Here is an 18,599-nt window from a genome sequence, read left to right as displayed (position 1 = left end):
CCACGCATTTCCGGTTTCTTATTTTCTCTCAATTACATATACTGTATCTCCCTCCCTTTTGAATTCAGGACCTCCTGCCAAGGTCAATATCTTCAAAATGGATTCAAGGTTTTCATCCTTACTCATCTTCCCGCTAAAAGTATGCTTTCCAACGCTCCCCCGACTCTCGACGAACTGCACGCCATACCACCGGGACAGCACTCGTGTTACCACATCAAGATCATCTTCATTAAACATGAAGACTCCGTATCGCCAAGCAATCACGTTATCCAAATCCACCTCTCTCGACACGAAATCACCCGAACCCCGTTTCCAAGCGGATTGCATACCCGGCTCCAATATCATGGGAGCCATATCTTGTCCCACTCCGTCTGCCAGACTCACCTCCACTCTACCGGATAACAGGGTAGTGTAAATCGCTTCTTCGTTCGTGTAAGCGTTTATATTAAAAGATGTTCCCAAAACACGAGTCCGCATATTGCCCGTCTCCACGATAAACGGTTTTTCCGTGTCACGTGCCACTTCAAAATAAGCTTCCCCGGTCAACTTTACCACTCTTTCCTTCCCCACGAATTGCACGGGATACTCCAGCATCGTCTCCGCGTTCAACCAAACCCGCGTGCCGTCACCCAATACCAGCGAATAGTCACCCCCTACCGTCGTGTATATTTTATGAATAATCTCTTGCGAGGGTAAGGAATCCACCATCGGTTTATACAACAAACTTTCTCCCACCTCGACAAGAGGCACTCGTGCCAATTTTACACTATCGGAAGCATTACGTTCCAAGCCGATCTGCCGACCGTCTTCAAGCACCAGCATCACTTTTCCCCGCTTGGGAGATTGCCCCGTTTCCTCCACTTTTTGTTGTTTATTCATGGCAATCGGCACATCCGGTTGCCGCATCGAATTCCAAACAAAGAAAACACCGTATAAACAAACAGCCGCGACACCGGAAGCCCATGCCATCCGGACCCATCGCCTTTGCCCGGTATCCCTGTACGCCAAACGACGTGACACGATACGATGTACCCGTTTGAAATCCGTTGTCTGGTTAATCTCATCTTCCAATCTCAATCTTTCCCTGATACATTTCCAACGAATAATACTTTTATACAACTGGCGATTCTCTTCACTCTCATCCAGCCATCCACCCAAAACTTCTCTCTCCTCCCCGGATGCCGCTCCCAACTTTACCCGAATGATTATTTGTGCCAGTATTTGTGCTTTATTATATGTCATCATTTTTCACTTGTTTCTATATAGACACCACAAAACGAAAGACGGGATGAATGAAAATATGAAAAATTCAAAAATTATTTATAAACTTGCATCTCGATATTATTTAACCTTCGTTTTTTAATATTTAGTATTTATTTCTCAATCCTACCAAAAGAATTTTAACAATGCTCATTATTAATGCATTGTAAAATCGGAATTGCGGCTATATTCTGTCATTTTGAATCGTTTTAAACGAACGATTATTGATATGAGGAAATCCCATGAGCTAGAGACATTTATCAAGGAGCATTACGCCGCTCTATGCGCCGTTGCCGTTCGTTTTGTCGGGTCGCCGGATGCGGCTCAAGACATCGCACAAGAAGTCATTATCAAATTCTGGGAAAATCAGCATAATCAACAAGATATCAACTCAATAGGCAATTTTCTCTATACCATGGTAAAAAACGAATCCTTGAATTACCTGCGAGGATTGCAACGCGAAACCCAAAGATATACCAAACTGGAAATTGAAGAGCAGGAAGATCCACAAGTCTTAAACCAGCTGATTGCCGAGGATACAAACCAAACCTTAATAAACGCTATCAACACCTTGCCCCTCCAAAGCGCTCGCATCATGCGTCTTGTCCTGTCCGGTTACGAAAATAGAGAAATCGCTCAAATCATGGGAATTTCCGTGAACACGATAAAAACTTTAAAATACGCCGCAATTCGTAAACTTCGGGTGTATTTCAGTTCAGGCAATTACGAACTCGGATAGTCCCGTCAGACAAACATCCATTCTAAAAAAAAAAGACGCTCCTTAAAAAATATTCAATGTCATTCATCCCGTGAAAGTTCCGGTGGTGTCTATATGTAAACGTGTGTCACAAATAAATTCACCATGAACCTTCAAAACATTCAAACCGTAGCCCGTTACGAGATAAAATACATCCACAGAACCCCTATTTTCACGGGTATCGCCTTGATCGGATTACTCGTTATCCTCTTCTTTCAATATTATTTACAGAGCAAAGAACAAACCTTTCATTGGTTCATGATTACTTTATCCTCTTCAATCCCGTTCATCAACACGTATTTATTCACGATACTCCAATCCATTCTGATCATTTTAGCCGTAAATGAATGGAAAGGACGAGAGAAACACGCGGACACGCTGGTTACCATACAAGCCAAAAATATCAGCAATACCGAATACGCCACAGGAAAAAGCCTTGGAATAATCGTGACCTTACTGGCATTGAATATCATATCCCTCGCTTCGGTTATGGTCATACATATTTTTGACAGCGATTCTCCTTTCCAATTCTTCCCGTATATTTTTTACCTGTTCACGTTATCGTTTCCTTCTTTACTATTTTTGCTCGGCTTCTCAATGCTCGCCACAGCCCTTGTCAAAAACAGGGGAATCTCCATGTTTATTTTATTTATATTCATTTTCATCTCCCTGTACCATCTGCCAACCATGCTACACGGACTTCTGGATTTTCGGGCAACCTGCTTGCCGAATGTCTTTTCAGCTATAACCGGACACGTCGGGCTAGCAAATTACTTGAATCAACGCACCTTTTTCCTGCTTACAGGAATAGCTTGTATCATTTTTTCCATCGGGCAGGAAACACGACTTCCCGGCAACCTCCGTGAAAACGGGCGCAACCGCACTATCGCGACAGGAATATTACTTTTAAGCATCCTCCCCGGCACGCATTACTACCAGCATTTCCGCGAGGACGACGCCGTCCGGGCATGCTACCGGGAAACAGCATTAAAATACAATAACTATACTCCCACCCGAATTACCGAACACGAAATCAGCATACGCAGGCATGCGGAGCAATTCTTCTGTCATAGCCGCCTTCAAATTACCAACACCTCCGGGTCACCGCTCTCTGAAATTTTACTATACCTGAACCCGGCATTAGAAATCACGGGACTATCGAATAACGATGGTGAAGCCATCACATTCAGTAGAGAAAATCAAGTAATTATCTTACCCCAAAAGTTATTGCCTTACGACACGCTTTCGTTCACGATAGATTACCGGGGAAACATTGACGAACGGGTGTGCTATCTCGATATAAACACGGACTCCTACTGGAACGATCAATTCCAGAACTCTCCCTTGCATTTCGGGAAACGTTACGCTTACACGGGAAACGACTACACCCTATTGACCCCGGAATGCCTGTGGTACCCCACGACGATCCCTTCCGTGAATCTGAGTACCCCTTACGCCGTGATTAAAAACTTTACCCGTTTTTCCTTGGAAGTCACCGGGGAACAAGATAAAACGGTCATATCCCAAGGTACCCCGGAATCCAAAGGAGATACCATACGGTTCAATAACACACACCCGTTGACGGGACTGACATTATGTATCGGCCATCTCGAGAAAAACTCCATCGAGATAGACTCTGTCACCATGGAATTATACACCTTCAAGGGACATAACCACTTGGCAAAGACTCTCAAAGATTTAACGGAAGAAAAACTAAAAACCGCTTTACTCGGGAACAAAAAGTATTTGGAAAATCGCTTCAAAAAACGATACCCGTTCTCGAAATTCCGGTTAGTGGAAACCCCGGTTTCTCTCACGACCTTCTCCCGGAAATGGGAAAACGGCACGGAACTCGTACAACCCGAAATCGTACTCTTCCCGGAAAAATGGATCACGGCACATAATATTTTCACACGAAGATTCCGGAAGCAACTCCAAGAAAATATGCAAGAAAGAGCTAACATGGGAATGCCTTACACCCAATCGCGGGAAGAAGTGTACCTTGATTTTCTTCTTCGCAAACTATTCCAACCCAACACGGTATTGATGGAATACAATATCTTCATTCCCTACCTCGATAACAGAAGCGCAACCCCGGAGATGGCGTACAACCATCAAGATATAACCCCCATGTTCTTCAATCATTCAAATTACTTCTACTCGAAAGACTATCCTGTCATAGATAAATTGTTATACACTTTCGAGACACAAAGAAAACGCAACAACATCCATTTCATCGGCTCCGATGAAACGTTCGAGGCTACCACGTACCTCTCTACCCGTAGTCTAAAAGACGCCATAAATGACGCCACCCTTCCCATGAAGACGGTTGAAAACATACTTCAACTAAAAGTATCTGAACTGCTTAACTATATCGCCCTCAAAATATCTCCCGACCAATTTCAACAGCTCATAAACACGTGCAAGAATGAATCTCCTTTCCGGGAATTGTCTTTCGACACCCTAAGCTCAAGACTAGAAAACGATTACCATATCCGCTTGAACGACATCCTTCCCCGATGGTACAATGCCCGTGATATACCTAGTTACATCGTGAAAGACATAAAAGCCCGGAAAATAGAATCCGACGAGCCTAACCTGTATCAATTATCTTTCAAGATATGCAATAACAGCAAAACAGACGGATTTATATCAATACAAGCGGGACGAAGAACAAGAGGGCGGATTTATCACATCCCGGCAGAAACAAGTTGGGAAATCAAAGAAATTGAAGAATCCGAACATCAACTTTATCTCTCCATCAACCTCCACCTGTCCGGCAACCTACCCAACGGTATCACACAGAATTTACCTAATATTCAAGAAGTAACCTCTGATACCTCACGGGGCAAATTTGCCATCGGGAAACAAGCATTCCTACCTCCCGCGGATGAAATTATCGTGGATAACGAAGACCCCGGATTCCAAATCGTCGAGAATTCACGAAAGAAAAAGTTAGGTACATTGTTCTCACCGAAGAAAAAGAAGAAATACATTTACGAGTACACGTTTAATGCCATTCACCAACAACCTATTCCCGAATGGACATATTGTGCCGGGACATTAAACTTCTATGGCGACATCATCAAAAGTATGGTATTCAAGAAAGCGGGAAAAGGCAATACCCCCGTAGAATGGACAACAGATTTACCCGAAGACGGGCAGTATGAAGTATCCGCGTTCATCGTCAACAGGCAAGTATCCTTCGAGGGACACCCCGAGCAGTATTACACGCTAACCACCCGAGACGGGGAAGAAAACATCACGTTAAAGATAGGACTCATGGACTATGGTTGGATGCCCCTCGGCACGTTCCATTTTTCTGCAGGGAAAAATAAAATCACGTTAAGCGACAAAGGAATCGCTCCCGAACAAATCATTTTTGCCGATGCGGTAAAATGGAAGTATATCGGTAAATAAGCAGGGGTATGATTTTAAACATACCCTTTATCCCCCGGGAATAACGGTTCTCTTGCCATGATACCCGGTTCCACCGTTTTCCGCTTCTCTTCCAAAACTTTCACGTCTTCCCCCTGCATTTCCAACAACTCCTCCCCTCTCCTTTCCCAAACAATGGAATCATACTCTACCACCTGATGATAAGGCGGAACTGATACAGCAAAAACCAAACAACCATCAACCTCCCGGTATCTAATCAAAGTCAAGCTATCTATATTAGCACCGAATGCCTCAATAATTCTCTTATGCAGGAACAATTCGTACTTGTCCGGTACGCAATACAAATACTCCAGATCGCCGTGTACACCGACAGGTTCGCCCTCGTCATTCACCCCGATATAGACCACCCCGCCCTGTTCATTCAAGAAACCGCATATCGCGCACATCATCATATCGATTTGTGCTTCCACGTCCGCACCTCTCGAACCCGCGGGATACACGATTGACTCCATAAACTCCCTCACGAAATTCCGCTCGCCAAACGTCAATTCTTCCTGTTCTTCCTTTTTGAAAGATAGTAAAGCCAAAAGTTCATCATGTATCAAGCGGGAAGTCCCAACCGTATGTCCCGGTAACTCCTTTTCCAGTATATACTTCGCAACATTTGCGACATCTTCATCCCCCGAACGGGAGTAACGCGCCAGCTCATCCGCGCACGAACCGTCTTTACATGCCGCGAGAATCTTGATAATTGTCCACTGTCGCTCCAAAGCAGGGAAACGTTGGAAATCACGTTCCAAAAAATCCAAATCGATCTTCCTGACATCCCCTTCTTCCACGAACTCGTATCTTATGATCAAATAATTTATCAAGCAATCGTAATAAGTTTTCAACCGATTATCGCCCAACACGTGAGAGAGCAACCGAATAAAATAAAGCAAATTAAGATTACCCAGACTAACCTCCCGTGTCAAATAGAACTGTAACAAACGAATCAATTCCTTCACGTACCCGTGCGAAATATCCACAGACCGTTCTATCTTGCCCATGTTAAAATTCGCCTGCACGTCGCCTTCCCTAAAACGTTTACAATCACCCAAGTACTCGTACACGAGGTTCGACACGGCATCATGCCGATCAAAAGACTCGGTCGAGGCCTGAACCATTTCACCCCTTATCCGTCCCCGGGTCGGTATATCGGTTATTCTCAATAAATAACAATCATTCTCTTTTATCTCCACTCCTTCCGGGACACTCGTGTAAACGATATACCCGTTTTCAGAAAGCCAAATCAACAATTCGTTTTTCTCGTACAGGAACAAAGCATTGCACTCGTCCCCGGCATCCAGACGCACGGCTGCCGAACGATTCAACTCCTCCCAAATCGAAAACTGAAGTTTCTCCTCGCTCGACTCGACCACGGTCGCCTGCAGCAAATCGCCGGGATGCAAAATATCTTCAATCGTATCCAGTTTTGCCCGTGTAATATGGCTCACGTGCAGCACTCCGTTCCCCTCGTACTGGTCGTCCACAACCGACACGAACGCCAACGTCGGGTTCTGGTTATATATCAATTTTATCTTTATCGTCACGCTCACGCCCACGGGCGGACGTCTTTTCTTCAAAACATTCTTCTTGAGTTCATCCGAGAAATCGGCGAACACGCCTCTCCATGACTTTGTCACTTCAGCAAGTTCCCCGTCGAAAACCAATTTTCTCTTGTTACTCCCGACTTTCAACGCCATCCCGTTAATCTCCGCCACCATGTCGAATTTCGTGGAAGTCGGTGCAGATAAAGTGATTGCCTTGTTGTCTACCAGTACCTGTCCCTTCCCGTCAAACATCCGTCCTTGACAATTTCTCAAAGCCGCGACCGACTTCTCCTCTATCACGGCTTTCAAGTCGGCAAGCGAAAATTTCAACAAATCCTCCCAAGCGAAAACCGGATTCTTCTGGTTAAACAAGAGGGAATTGAAAGCGTTCTCCCGGAACAACTCCTCTTTTTTCTCCCCTAAAATATACAGGTACCTGAAAAACATGGAACGCAGGCAGGCAAATTCTTCCTGCACGGGAACTCCCGACAACAATTTCGCGCCGAGAATCCAAACCGTATCTTGAAGCTGTTCTTCCGTCCTACCCTCGAAACTTAAAATATCATCTTGTTCCCGCATCAATGCCACCCGCTCGTTCATACATTCTGTCACCCGCGGGAAATTCTTGTTCAACGTGTGATACACCAAAAGCACAAAACCTTCTGCCGGTAAAAGATGCAAGCGGGGACTGAAACGCACGATTGTTGACAGGGTAATCCACACCAACGACTTTTTAAACAGATAGCCCGACAAGGTCAACTTCCGCAACTTATCCGTCACATAATCCCCCTCGCCCTCCGTGTCTATCAACCGGATCGCCTCTCTCGACGCAAGAGCCTCATCCAAGTAACGTTCCACCAGCATCCGCTGGTCATTCAACTTGACGCCCTCGTAACATTTTAAATAAGTCGACCCCTCGATCAACCATTCCAGAACACGAATAAACACGCCGTTCAGGTAACGATAATCCTCTATCACGATTTCCTCTCCCGCCAGTTCCGACCGAATGACATTCAACAAAGAAAAAATCCACTCCGGCCCCTGTTTCTCGACAGAGGTAAAATCATAATCACAAGTGTACTTCTCAAGAACTTCCGCTTCCTCCCCCGTGAAACATACCTCTTCAAACAAACGCTCAAGAGTCACGATATCAATCGACTTATCTTTTACAATCTTATTCATCATCGTAAATACATTTAAACAAGCGCACTTCCGTGAACATCAACTTTTCATGATAATAAGGCACATGAAATCACCCCCTCCCGATTAACCACTATGCAAAGAAAGGACTTTTTTTCGAAAATATGCTCTCATGCGCGTAAAAACATCATGAAATGATAAATAGTTATACTAAACATTTCAAGGGAATGGCCTATGGTAAAGCGTAAAGCTCGCCTATTTCCCGCGTTTCTAATGCCGGCAACAACATTCCTCCCGCGTGTGTTAAAAAAGCATATTCTTTGCTAAAACGTGGGCGAAGTGTAGGCGAAGTACGGGCAAAGAGTAGGCGATGCCGCCTAAAAGTCACCCAAAAGTCACCCAAAACCCGTGCAATGCCATAGTAAAACCCATGCTTAAAAGATAATCAACGATTACAAATTATTTTATATACATTTGTTCCTACATAACACACGAAAGTCCATGATTAGAAAATTCCAACCACGAGATGAAGATGCCGTTATCCGGATATGGCTGGAAGCATCCGCCATCGCCCACTATTTCATTCCCCATTCCTACTGGGAAAACAACACGGCAAGCATGCGCGAAATATATATACCCCAAAGCGAAACTTTCGTTCACACGGATGATACAACCGGAGAAATCACCGGATTTATTTCCCTATCGGGAAATTACCTCGCCGCCCTATTCGTGGCTCCCGCCCGACAAGGTAAAGGAATCGGGCAAGCATTGATGACTTACGTGAAAACACTAAAACCCGAACTGGAGCTAAACGTTTACCGGGAAAACACACGAGCCGTCACGTTCTATAAACACCAAGGCTTCAAAATTACACGAGAACAGGAAGACGAGGCTACCGGACAGAAGGAATACGCGATGACTTACCGGTTACATACCTGAAATGTCAAATGATTTTTTTACTTTTACGTCCTCAAATATTACATATGCCACAAGATATCACGATATACACAGACGGTGCAGCCAGCGGGAATCCCGGTCCCGGGGGATACGGGGTCGTGCTTATGGCGGGACCGCACCGGAAAGAATTGTCGGAAGGCTTCCGGCTCACGACGAACAATCGCATGGAATTGCTTGCCGTTATCATCGGGCTGAATGCCCTGCGCTTCCCGGGAAGCAACGTCACGATATACTCTGATTCGAAATACGTCGTCGACGCCGTCGAGAAAGGTTGGGTGTTCGGGTGGGAGAAAAAAAGATTCAAGGATAAAAAGAATCCCGACCTGTGGCAACAATTTTTAGCACTCTATCGCAAACACAACGTGAAATTCGTCTGGATAAAAGGACACGCCAATATACCTGAAAACGAACGCTGCGACCAACTCGCCGTTGCCGCCTACAAAGCCCCTAACTTACAGATAGATGAATATTATGAAGCGGGAGTATAAAAAAAAATCCCGTTTGTTACTCTCTAACGTTTTAAATTAATTATTTTCGCGCTACAATCTAATATAGAAAAATAACATCGTTCGTCATAAAAAACTATCGAGATGAAGAAAATATTAATCGTTGGTGCAGGGGGACAAATCGGTTCCGAACTGGTTCCTTATCTGAGATCTATCTATGGAGATAACAATGTAGTGGCAGCCGATATCAGTGCTGAAAAATGCAAAGCATTGGCAGAAGCGGGTCCTTTCGAGGAATTGAACGCTCTTGACGGAGAGGGATTCAGTGCCATCGTGAAAAAATACAATATTGATACCATCTTCAACCTGGTTGCCTTATTGTCTGCCACGGGAGAGAAAAACCCGAAACTGGCATGGGATATTAACATCGGGGCGTTGACAAACTCCCTGTATATCGCGAAGGACAACAATTGCGCCGTGTTCACGCCGAGTTCTATCGGTGCTTTCGGTAACGACACCCCGAAAGACAAAACCCCGCAGGATACCCTGCAACGTTCAAACACCACGATTTACGGTGTTTGTAAGGTAACCGGGGAACTTCTAAGCGACTATTATTTCCACCGTTTCGGGGTAGACACGCGTAGCGTACGCTTCCCGGGATTGATTTCATACGTGACTCTTCCCGGCGGGGGAACCACGGACTACGCCGTGGAAATCTACTATGACGCCATCCGGAAAGGTTCATTCACTTGCAACGTGCAGGAAGGCACCTACATGGACATGATGTATATGCCGGACGCCTTGAACGCCGTGGTTACTTTGATGGAAGCCGACCCCAGCAAACTGAAACACCGGAACAGCTTCAACATCGCATCCATGAGTTTCGAGCCGGAACAAATCGCAGCAGAAATCCGCAAACATATCCCGGACTTCAAAATGGATTATCAAATCGATCCGGTAAAACAAGCTATCGCCAACAGCTGGCCAAACAGCATGGACGACACTTGCGCCCGTGAGGAATGGGGCTGGGCACCGAAATACGACCTTACCAGCATGACCAATGATATGTTGGTAAAAGTGAAAGAGAAATTTGACAAGGGATTGATAAAGTAATTCCTTGTTCAAGTAAATAAAAAATCCGGGTTTGAAGACCCGGATTTTTTATTGTTTATCTGTTCACGATTAATCTTCTACTTCATCCAGTTTTTTGCGGTATGCAAAAAACTTTTCTAAACCATATTTTTCCAATAGAGTTTTCAAGTATTCGTACTTTTGCATTATCAATTCGTGTTCCCCGTATCGTGCTCGAATTTCAGCATCCGTACAAGTAAAAATCAATCTTAAATAATCCATAAAATCAACATTTGTAGACACGAAATATTGATAATTTCCATTCAATGCACCCAAACTCAACGCCCCGTATTTCTCTATATTCTCGTAGTCTAATATGCTTCCATCCGGAAAAAAATCCAAAGTGGCTCCTTTTATTCTAAAACCTTTAGCGTAAGGAGCATTAGTGGCATTTATCGTTGTCGGCCAAGTAGCCGAGTTTTTCGTTATATCAAAGAAATCTTGCAACTCTTCAGTATTTGAGGCTCCTCCTCCAAACATATCGTACACTTGATTCAACAAAACATTAATCATCAATCCCCTTCTTTCTTCAGCCGACAACGTGTTGAAATGCTTCTTAGTCACATCTGTCATACTAACCACAACAGTGTTATTAGCTATGTCATTCCAATAAGACAAGACTTCAGCATTTGTTTTGCCCTTGAATACCGTATCCACTACAAAAAAACGTTTATAGGAAAAAGACGAAGTGTTCAATACTGGATCCACAATTAAAAAATAGTAATCGACAAAATCTTTGATTACCTCCCGATCGTATGACAAACGATAGTTAGCAGAAGTTGTTACCCCTGAAGTTGTAAAATTATATCCCATCTTGTAGGTTTGATAATGAGTATAAGGCACTCCATTATTATACCGAATTTCCGATCCTAAGGTATCGTTATAGAAAAAACGCAAACCACTTTCTTCGTATATCTCATAGATTAACTGATCCAGTTCATCTGCATCCGGATCGTAGGCGAGTGACCACCAATCCCGCTCCGCATAGGAGGGATTTGGTGTTTCATCATCGGAACAAGCCATAAATAGGCCACAGGCTATCACAAGGCTTAACAATATATTTTTCATCATCTTATTCATCTTTTAAAAAACAATCCACACGTTCATTTTGTATAATAGCTCCTTCGGTTTGCTCGATCTCGTAGGTAGGAATCGGCATCACCCAACTGCCATCCGGATAAGCAGGCAACTCGTAATACCCGATATAGTCCCCTTTCGTACTTGCATTTCCCGCATTGTGTTCAAACATGACATGGTGGACAGAAATCGCTTCCGGATACTTGGGACTGACCGCATAACGACGTAAGTCGAACCAACGCTGGCACTCGAAGCATAACTCCCTTCTTCTCTCCTTGCGAATCAATTTTACCAAAGCCTCACCGGATTCCGTCAAGGTTCGCAAATCGTGGATACGGGTTTCCATCAAATCTGCAAGTACTTCTCTTGCCTCGGGGTCCCGCTCGGTCATTGCCAATGCCTCCGCTAAATTCAAATACACTTCAGACAAACGCAACAAGAAACAATCTGAAACGTAGGTTTTCATAGAGTTCAAGGTTAGCGTATCTTTTCCTGTTAATTTTGCCGGTAACAAAAAACCACCATACTTATGCTCTCTACACACCAAATCTTTACGTACATCACCTTCCTCTTCCGAGAATACCTCTAACAGCCCGGGAGAAATCGCTAAAGCGTCCACCATATCAGCATTATTTTCCTGATAGAACACCCCCGCTCCTAAACTTTGTCCCTGGGTAAAAATAATCTCGGGACAACCGTTATACAACCATGTTGCCTGCCCCGAACTTTTCATGTTCATCAAGGAATACTTCCCTTTCAAAATTTCCCGGCAAAGCTCCGGAACCAAATCCCATTTACCCATATAACAATACACGCGACTCAACAAAAGGCGTGCCGCATCTTGGTTCGCCCGGTTGACGGAAGGCATCTCGATTCCTTCCAAGTAATCGACCGCCATTTGCAAATCATGCACGATTTGATTGTAAACGGAATCCACTGGAGTACGGGTGAAATTCTTGTCCTCCACCACGGGGGATAATTTCAAGGGTACTCCCAAATCACTGTATGCCGTCACTTTATCGTAAGGTTTAGCGTAAATATTCACCAACAAGTAATAATATGCCGCACGCAGAAAATGGCATTGCCCCCTCACGCTGTTACGGTCCTCCTCCGTGTCGTGCGTGAACTCCTCGACCTTATCCAAAATCACGTTCAGCACCGCAATATGCTCGTACAGTGTTGCCCAATTCTTATCCTCGAAAGCATCTCCCTTGATATTAAACGGGGCGGCTTCCCACTTGTAAAAAGCCCGCAATTCATTAGTAAACACACCTTTGGTTATCTCCAGCCCAGCAATGGCTGCCTGTACATCATCGTCCATCGCAAACAACCAAGAGTAATAGGAGTTAACAGCCGACACGTCATAGGTGGCAACGTTGGCCGCCAAGGACGCCTTCATGTACCCGTTACCGATCAGCAACTCTTCCATATCCTTACAATCACGGGCATACATCAACTCGTGGGACTCTTCCGTTAGGAAATCGCCACAAGCTCCCCATAGGCAACCCAACAAGCAAATCAGGAATGTATATCTCTTTTTCATAGGTTTATATTTTTAGAATGATACATCTATACTAAAGGAATAAGTGGGACGCACGGACAAGTTAATACGGTCGGCCGATCCGGACTGAGAGGTCGGGTCCTGCCCGCGCAACTCCTTGGCACTCCATGTAAACAGATTCGTTCCCGAGAGAGACACGTACATGTTCTTCACGTGCAAGTGCTTACAAATCTTTTGCGGCATCACGTAACGCAAACTCAAAGATTGCAATTTCAGATAGTTACCGCTTACCACCCGGATATTAGAGAAGTCATACATCTGCCAAATATTATCGGCAAACTTAAACGGCTCATTGTTCCACCAAGGTGTCAACGAAGCTTTAAAAGCCCCTGCTTCCAACATTCCCGGAATATTGGTAATTTCTTCATCCCCGGGACGTCGCCAACGACGCACGAATTCCTTACGCATATTTTTTATCGGTTGTGGAACAAGCGATTCCCCGGAAGCACCATCATACAATTTCAACAAACGCACCTTGGAACCGATACTATAAGCAAGATTAAAACTCAAGATAAAGTTGTTATACTCGAAAGTATTGGAAACACCACCTTGCAAATAAGGAACCCGACAACCGGAGTATTGCATTACGGTGGTAAACACCTTACTCTTCGACATATCAATGTATTGGTCCCAAAGGTCCTCTTCCACACGGGCAAAGGTGGGTCGCCCATCTGACGGGTCTAATCCCGTGAATTCATAAGAGAAAAAGGAATTCAACGGACGTCCGCTCACGTAAGCCTTTCCATTCAAATAATCCTGGTAGGTAAAATCATCGTGCAAGGGATCGAAATCATCCCCCCGACCTAATTTGTTGATCAATTTATTTACCACTTGACCTAATTGCGGGTCGATACTCCAACGGAATCCCTTACGCTCGCCATCGGCGCTGATACTGGAAAGCATGCGGTTCATGGGCACGATATTGAAACTGAATTCAAAACCCGAGTTCTCTACTGTACCCTCGTTTACCTTGTAGGAGGAAACTCCGTTTACGCGAGCCACCTTTTTGGTCAGATAGGCATTCTTAGTCTTCTTGTAGAAATAGGAAACCATACCTTTGATCGAATTATTGAACAAGGAGAAATCAAGACTCGTATTGAATGAAGCTGTCTTCTCCCAACCTAAATCCGGGTTCGGAAATGTTTTAATCGTGGATTGATACTCATTGAATATCTGATTTACCTCCCCTTTCTGGATAATCAATTCCGGGGTAGCTTCGTTGGTGATGTTTCCCTGATAACCGAAAGAGGCACGTAACGCCACGTCGTTCACCCAATTCACACCAGCAAGCACATTCTCTTTCAAGTTCCAACGTCCTGAAAAAGACCAAATCGGAAGAATCTTGTCATTTGTTAAATTTCCAAATTCATTGGAAAAATCTAAACGAGCATTCATATTGAAAATGTAAGTATTGCGGAAACTATAGGTCAACGACCCGTACAAACCGACTTTGTTGGAAGTTTTATCTTTCAATTTCCCTAAAGCATTGGGATTTGAAGCCAACCATTCGGCATACTTTATATACACTTTTTCATCCACTTTATTGACCGTCAAACCGCGATCCGGTAAATAACAACGGATAGTTTTAGCAAATCCCGTATATTTAGAAGAATTCAACTCCCCCCCCACGTCTACAGACACCATGTGCTGCTCGTATTCATCCAAATAATGGTGGTAATTAACTTGTCCGCGCAGGGTATAGCTATTGTTTTTCGTGTTATCCTTTTGTAATTCTCCTCCCAAAGGCAAGTAGGATAGTCTATTGGAAACGAAATCATTGTACCGCGGGTCCTTATAGAAGTAAGAATAACTGTATGCGTACGCCGTATTTTCAGCATGATAGGTTTCGTTATCCGTGTCGGATAACATATAAGAGAAAGTGGCCTGTGCTTTCAAACGGGGAATTATCTCGTAAGACAAATTAGTCATAAAACTCACCGAATGACCTTTTACCGTGTTATACGAATTATCCCGTTCATTCAACACATTAAAATAAACAGACTGACCATTTTTTGAAATCTTATGATAATGTAATGTCCCATCCGTATCGTATAAAGGCACCGCACGACTAGTTCCGTAAGCATAATCCAACAAACCTACATCCGCAGGAGTATGCTTTTGCTCACGTACATTAGCAGACAATTTGAATTGAGCGCTAAATTTATTTTGCGTGAAATTCAAGTTCAATACCGAATTATAACGGTCAGCCGATTCCTTGACTAATACACCATTCTCCCGACCGTAACCCACGGAAGCATGATATCTCATATTCTCTGAACCTCCGGAGAACGAGAGGGTATGATTGTGTGAAAAAGAATTACGAGTGATCTCTCCCAACCAATCAGTATTCATGGTTTCGAAGCGAGTAGTCCCTTCTTGAAACTCATCGAAACTGATCAAACCTTTATTGTATTGCTCTACCAAAGCCTCATAGCCGGTCCATCCATCCACGGTATTATTGTATCTCATCCCTTTCTCGATCGCCTCGCGGGAGTAATCGACACGCTCGCGAGAGTTCATCAAGTAAATCGCCCGATCCGAATAATGCGGACGGCGGGCAAAACTCCCGTCTACGTGGTAATTCATGCGCAAAGGCCCTACTTTCCCTTTTTTCGTGGTTATAACAATTACCCCATTGGCAGCTTTTGTCCCGTACAAAGCGGTGGCAGAGGCATCTTTCAATATGTTGATATCCTCGATATCATAGGGGTTCAAGCCGGAAATGGCATTTCCCAACAAGTTCACGAAATCCAAATTATTAATGTCATCCGGATCAACATTCACCGGGTCACTCAATACAACACCATCCAGTACCCACAAAGGCTCCTGGCTCCCCAAGACCGTGGAAGTTCCCCGGATACGTAAACGAGGCGTAGCTCCAACTTGCCCGGAATTTTGCATAAAGATTAATCCCGGTACGCGCCCTTCCAACATCTTATCGAGAGAAGATACTCCCGGCATCATAATGTCCTCCGCTTTCAAGGTGGTTACCGCACTTGTCAATTTCTTTTTGTCCGTGTTCAAGTATCCCAAGGCGACCACTTCATCCAACGTTTCGGCATCGTCTTCCAGAATCACGTTCAATTCGGTCTGCCCCGTGTATTTTACCGTTTTGGTTTTTTTCCCGATAAAGGAGAATATCAATTCCACGTCGCTACCGGCAGGAAGAGTCAATCTATAACGTCCTTTGATGTCGGTAGCCGTTCCCATTGTAGTACCCTTGATTTGCACGGTCACACCCGCAAGGGTATCAGTCTTCATCACACCTGTCACGGTACCCGTCACGACTCTTGGCTTTTCGTCTTTCGCCCGCATAGGAGTAGCGTGACGCAAAATAATTAAATTCCCTTCTTGCACATACGTGAGTTTGGTCCCTTTCAACACCATATCCAATATTTCAATCACATTTTTATCTTTTACGGATACCGAGATATTATTCACGTTTTTCACATCCGCACCAGAATACACGAATTGTACCCCGGCCTTCTCTTTCAACAAATCCATTACCTCGATCAACGATTTATTCTCTATTTCTAAATTCAATTTCACTTGCTGTGCCTTCGCAGTAGCCAAAAGAGAACCCGATGACAACATAACAAATAAAACGAATAGTTTCATAATTCGTATCCATTCTATCGGTTTCGGACTCCCTCGAAACCTGAAACGAAAACTCAATTCTTTCATAATTTGTATTTGATAATTAAAAATCAATTATATCTATTTCCCCTTGACACCATAACGCTTTGCAATATCGTGTTTCGCAGTTTCTCCAATCCCTTCCAATTGATACAAACGTCTGTAATCCCCCTCCGTTTCACTGGTCAAAGGTCCTTTCACAGAAGGATACGAGGGACAGCGGGATCCATCTTTCCCGATAAATTTAAACCGGAATTCCGACCAATACCACTTGGGAGCGAATCCCGTGTAAAACGGCTTCCACTTTAAAAGTAAATCACCCATCGCTATATTAAAATTGACACGATAAGTATTATTCCCTAAATCTTCCGCAAGCAACGTACTTTTATAAACCCCATAAGCGTCGTTACCTCCATCCCAATTTTCATTACGATCCAAAGCTATTCCCGCTTTGCGACACAGAGCATAAGTTGCTGCATTTACCGGAGAGTATGGAACAGTAACATCAAAAGAGCACCATGGGTCATTATAAAGTATCACCCCATCGACAAGTTTATTACTATGGAATGTGCAAGAAATAAAGACAGAATCGTCAAGTATCGTCGGGCTTCCCGGCAAGCTCTTTATATCCCACTCGTCAATCTCCACTTCCAACGGTTCCGGTTCCACAGAGGCAGCATTATTAAACAACGGATGTTTTTCCAACAACCGTGCCGAAGCCTCCGGCAAAATCACTTTGTCCAAAAGACCACCTTTAGGCACACTTGTCGTATATGCCAACTGACTACAATAACGCGTGTAATACCAACGCCATGCATAAGCATTATTAGAAGTCTTTGCCTCCACCGATCCCAAAAGAGAGAATGTTGCGGAACTCCTTTTGTGCGTTTCCAACGGAACCCCGAAAGAACGTGCCAAAGTGTACAGCACCTCCCCGTAAGAAGCCAAATGCGCTTCACGTCCCCGGCTTGAAGTCAAATAACGTACTCTAAATTTCTCGTGATCCACACCACAGAAAGCAATACCGGAATAAGTTCCCAAACTATAATGTGCACAGAAACTACCCGTGTATTCAGGCATAAATACCAAGTAATTATCGCTAGTTTTTTCCTCCGGGTGCTGCTCGAAATAAGCCAACACCTCTTCCGCCATCGCAGCGATATTCTTTTCCGTCATCTCCTCTGTCGTCCGAGTACTCTTGATATAGTGCATCTTCACGTAATCGGGATTCTCGTTCACGATCAAACCGAATTTCTTGTTGGGAATCCGGTTTCTCTGCAAACACAATTCAAAATACTTCTGCATGTCAAGAGCGAAGCCGGATAGACGCCAATGCCAATATTCCCGATCGTATTCATCGGCAGGCACATAATACACTACATTTAAAGTATGCTCTGTTTCAGCCGTGTAAGTCGGCCCCGGAGGAAGTATCACCTCCACTTGCTCATCCTCATCACCTTTATACAATTCAGCACAACCAAACAGCATAAAGATAAAAGACACCCATAAAAAATATCCAATACTTTTCTTCATAAAAATGTTTGTTTTTGGTAAAAAAAAATCCATTAAGTTCATGTCCATAACGAAAGAAAAACAAAAAATGGGTACAACAATTCAGTATTTTTTAAATTTCATAATAATTA

At 44.0% G+C, this 18,599-nt stretch carries 11 protein-coding genes; 5 read left to right on the top strand and 6 right to left on the bottom strand.

The features are described from left to right. Positions 1-18: 18 nt before the first annotated feature. Positions 19-1,245: a FecR family protein gene (locus tag CS948_RS11015; RefSeq protein ID WP_099291718.1), complete on the bottom strand. Its 1,227-nt coding sequence runs from the start codon at positions 1,243-1,245 to the stop codon at positions 19-21. 244 nt (positions 1,246-1,489) lie between these two features. On the opposite strand from CS948_RS11015, the gene CS948_RS11010 reads away from it, so the two are divergent. Next, positions 1,490-1,999, top strand: coding sequence for a sigma-70 family RNA polymerase sigma factor (locus tag CS948_RS11010; RefSeq protein WP_255301961.1), 510 nt, complete (start codon positions 1,490-1,492; stop codon positions 1,997-1,999). A 123-nt stretch (positions 2,000-2,122) separates the two neighbouring features. Then, positions 2,123-5,437 carry a hypothetical protein gene (locus tag CS948_RS11005; protein ID WP_099291716.1) on the top strand — a complete coding sequence of 1,105 codons (3,315 nt, stop codon included), beginning with the start codon at positions 2,123-2,125 and terminating at the stop codon, positions 5,435-5,437. A 14-nt stretch (positions 5,438-5,451) separates the two neighbouring features. On the opposite strand, the gene CS948_RS11000 is transcribed toward CS948_RS11005, so the two are convergent. Further along, positions 5,452-8,193, bottom strand: coding sequence for a helix-turn-helix domain-containing protein (locus CS948_RS11000; protein ID WP_099291715.1), 2,742 nt, complete (start codon positions 8,191-8,193; stop codon positions 5,452-5,454). Between the two features lie 456 nt (positions 8,194-8,649). Between CS948_RS11000 and CS948_RS10995 the strand changes: the two genes are divergently transcribed. From CS948_RS10995 to CS948_RS10985, 3 genes are all read left to right on the top strand, one after another. Next, on the top strand, positions 8,650-9,087 hold the full coding sequence (locus CS948_RS10995) for an N-acetyltransferase (RefSeq protein ID WP_099291714.1): 438 nt from the start codon (positions 8,650-8,652) through the stop codon (positions 9,085-9,087). A gap of 44 nt (positions 9,088-9,131) precedes the next feature. Then, positions 9,132-9,593, top strand: a complete 462-nt coding sequence (gene rnhA, locus CS948_RS10990) for a ribonuclease HI (RefSeq protein WP_099291713.1) — start codon at positions 9,132-9,134, stop codon at positions 9,591-9,593. Between the two features lie 102 nt (positions 9,594-9,695). Next, positions 9,696-10,664, top strand: a complete 969-nt coding sequence (locus CS948_RS10985; protein WP_099291712.1) for an NAD-dependent epimerase/dehydratase family protein — start codon at positions 9,696-9,698, stop codon at positions 10,662-10,664. A 69-nt stretch (positions 10,665-10,733) separates the two neighbouring features. Here CS948_RS10985 and CS948_RS10980 read toward each other — a convergent pair whose 3' ends face one another. Genes CS948_RS10980 through CS948_RS10965 form a run of 4 tightly spaced genes read right to left on the bottom strand, consistent with a single transcriptional unit; the run spans position 10,734 to position 18,489 of the window. Next, a complete protein-coding gene (locus CS948_RS10980; RefSeq protein WP_141560935.1) occupies positions 10,734-11,753 on the bottom strand; it encodes a hypothetical protein in 1,020 nt (339 codons plus the stop codon). Position 11,754: 1 nt separating this feature from the next. After that, positions 11,755-13,302, bottom strand: coding sequence for a RagB/SusD family nutrient uptake outer membrane protein (locus tag CS948_RS10975; protein ID WP_099291710.1), 1,548 nt, complete (start codon positions 13,300-13,302; stop codon positions 11,755-11,757). Between the two features lie 12 nt (positions 13,303-13,314). Beyond that, positions 13,315-17,004, bottom strand: a complete 3,690-nt coding sequence (locus CS948_RS10970) for a SusC/RagA family TonB-linked outer membrane protein (RefSeq protein ID WP_099291709.1) — start codon at positions 17,002-17,004, stop codon at positions 13,315-13,317. 33 nt (positions 17,005-17,037) lie between these two features. Beyond that, entirely contained in the window at positions 17,038-18,489 is a 1,452-nt protein-coding gene (locus tag CS948_RS10965; RefSeq protein ID WP_099291708.1) for a hypothetical protein, read from the bottom strand. Between the last annotated feature and the right edge of the window lie 110 nt (positions 18,490-18,599).

Origin of the sequence: Butyricimonas sp. Marseille-P3923, from assembly GCF_900184685.1 — a bacterium.
Classification (GTDB): Bacteria; Bacteroidota; Bacteroidia; order Bacteroidales; family Marinifilaceae; genus Butyricimonas; species Butyricimonas muris.
The sequence above is the reverse complement of the archived record's forward strand: the minus strand, read 5'-3'. Positions and strand labels throughout refer to the sequence as shown.

Coding starts and splice junctions, on each gene's coding strand:
- CS948_RS11015 (WP_099291718.1), bottom strand. CDS start 1,245: ATGATGACATATAATAAAGCACAAATACTGGCACAAATAATCATTCGG.
- CS948_RS11010 (WP_255301961.1), top strand. CDS start 1,490: ATGAGGAAATCCCATGAGCTAGAGACATTTATCAAGGAGCATTACGCC.
- CS948_RS11005 (WP_099291716.1), top strand. CDS start 2,123: ATGAACCTTCAAAACATTCAAACCGTAGCCCGTTACGAGATAAAATAC.
- CS948_RS11000 (WP_099291715.1), bottom strand. CDS start 8,193: ATGATGAATAAGATTGTAAAAGATAAGTCGATTGATATCGTGACTCTT.
- CS948_RS10995 (WP_099291714.1), top strand. CDS start 8,650: ATGATTAGAAAATTCCAACCACGAGATGAAGATGCCGTTATCCGGATA.
- rnhA (WP_099291713.1), top strand. CDS start 9,132: ATGCCACAAGATATCACGATATACACAGACGGTGCAGCCAGCGGGAAT.
- CS948_RS10985 (WP_099291712.1), top strand. CDS start 9,696: ATGAAGAAAATATTAATCGTTGGTGCAGGGGGACAAATCGGTTCCGAA.
- CS948_RS10980 (WP_141560935.1), bottom strand. CDS start 11,753: ATGATGAAAAATATATTGTTAAGCCTTGTGATAGCCTGTGGCCTATTT.
- CS948_RS10975 (WP_099291710.1), bottom strand. CDS start 13,302: ATGAAAAAGAGATATACATTCCTGATTTGCTTGTTGGGTTGCCTATGG.
- CS948_RS10970 (WP_099291709.1), bottom strand. CDS start 17,004: ATGAAAGAATTGAGTTTTCGTTTCAGGTTTCGAGGGAGTCCGAAACCG.
- CS948_RS10965 (WP_099291708.1), bottom strand. CDS start 18,489: ATGAAGAAAAGTATTGGATATTTTTTATGGGTGTCTTTTATCTTTATG.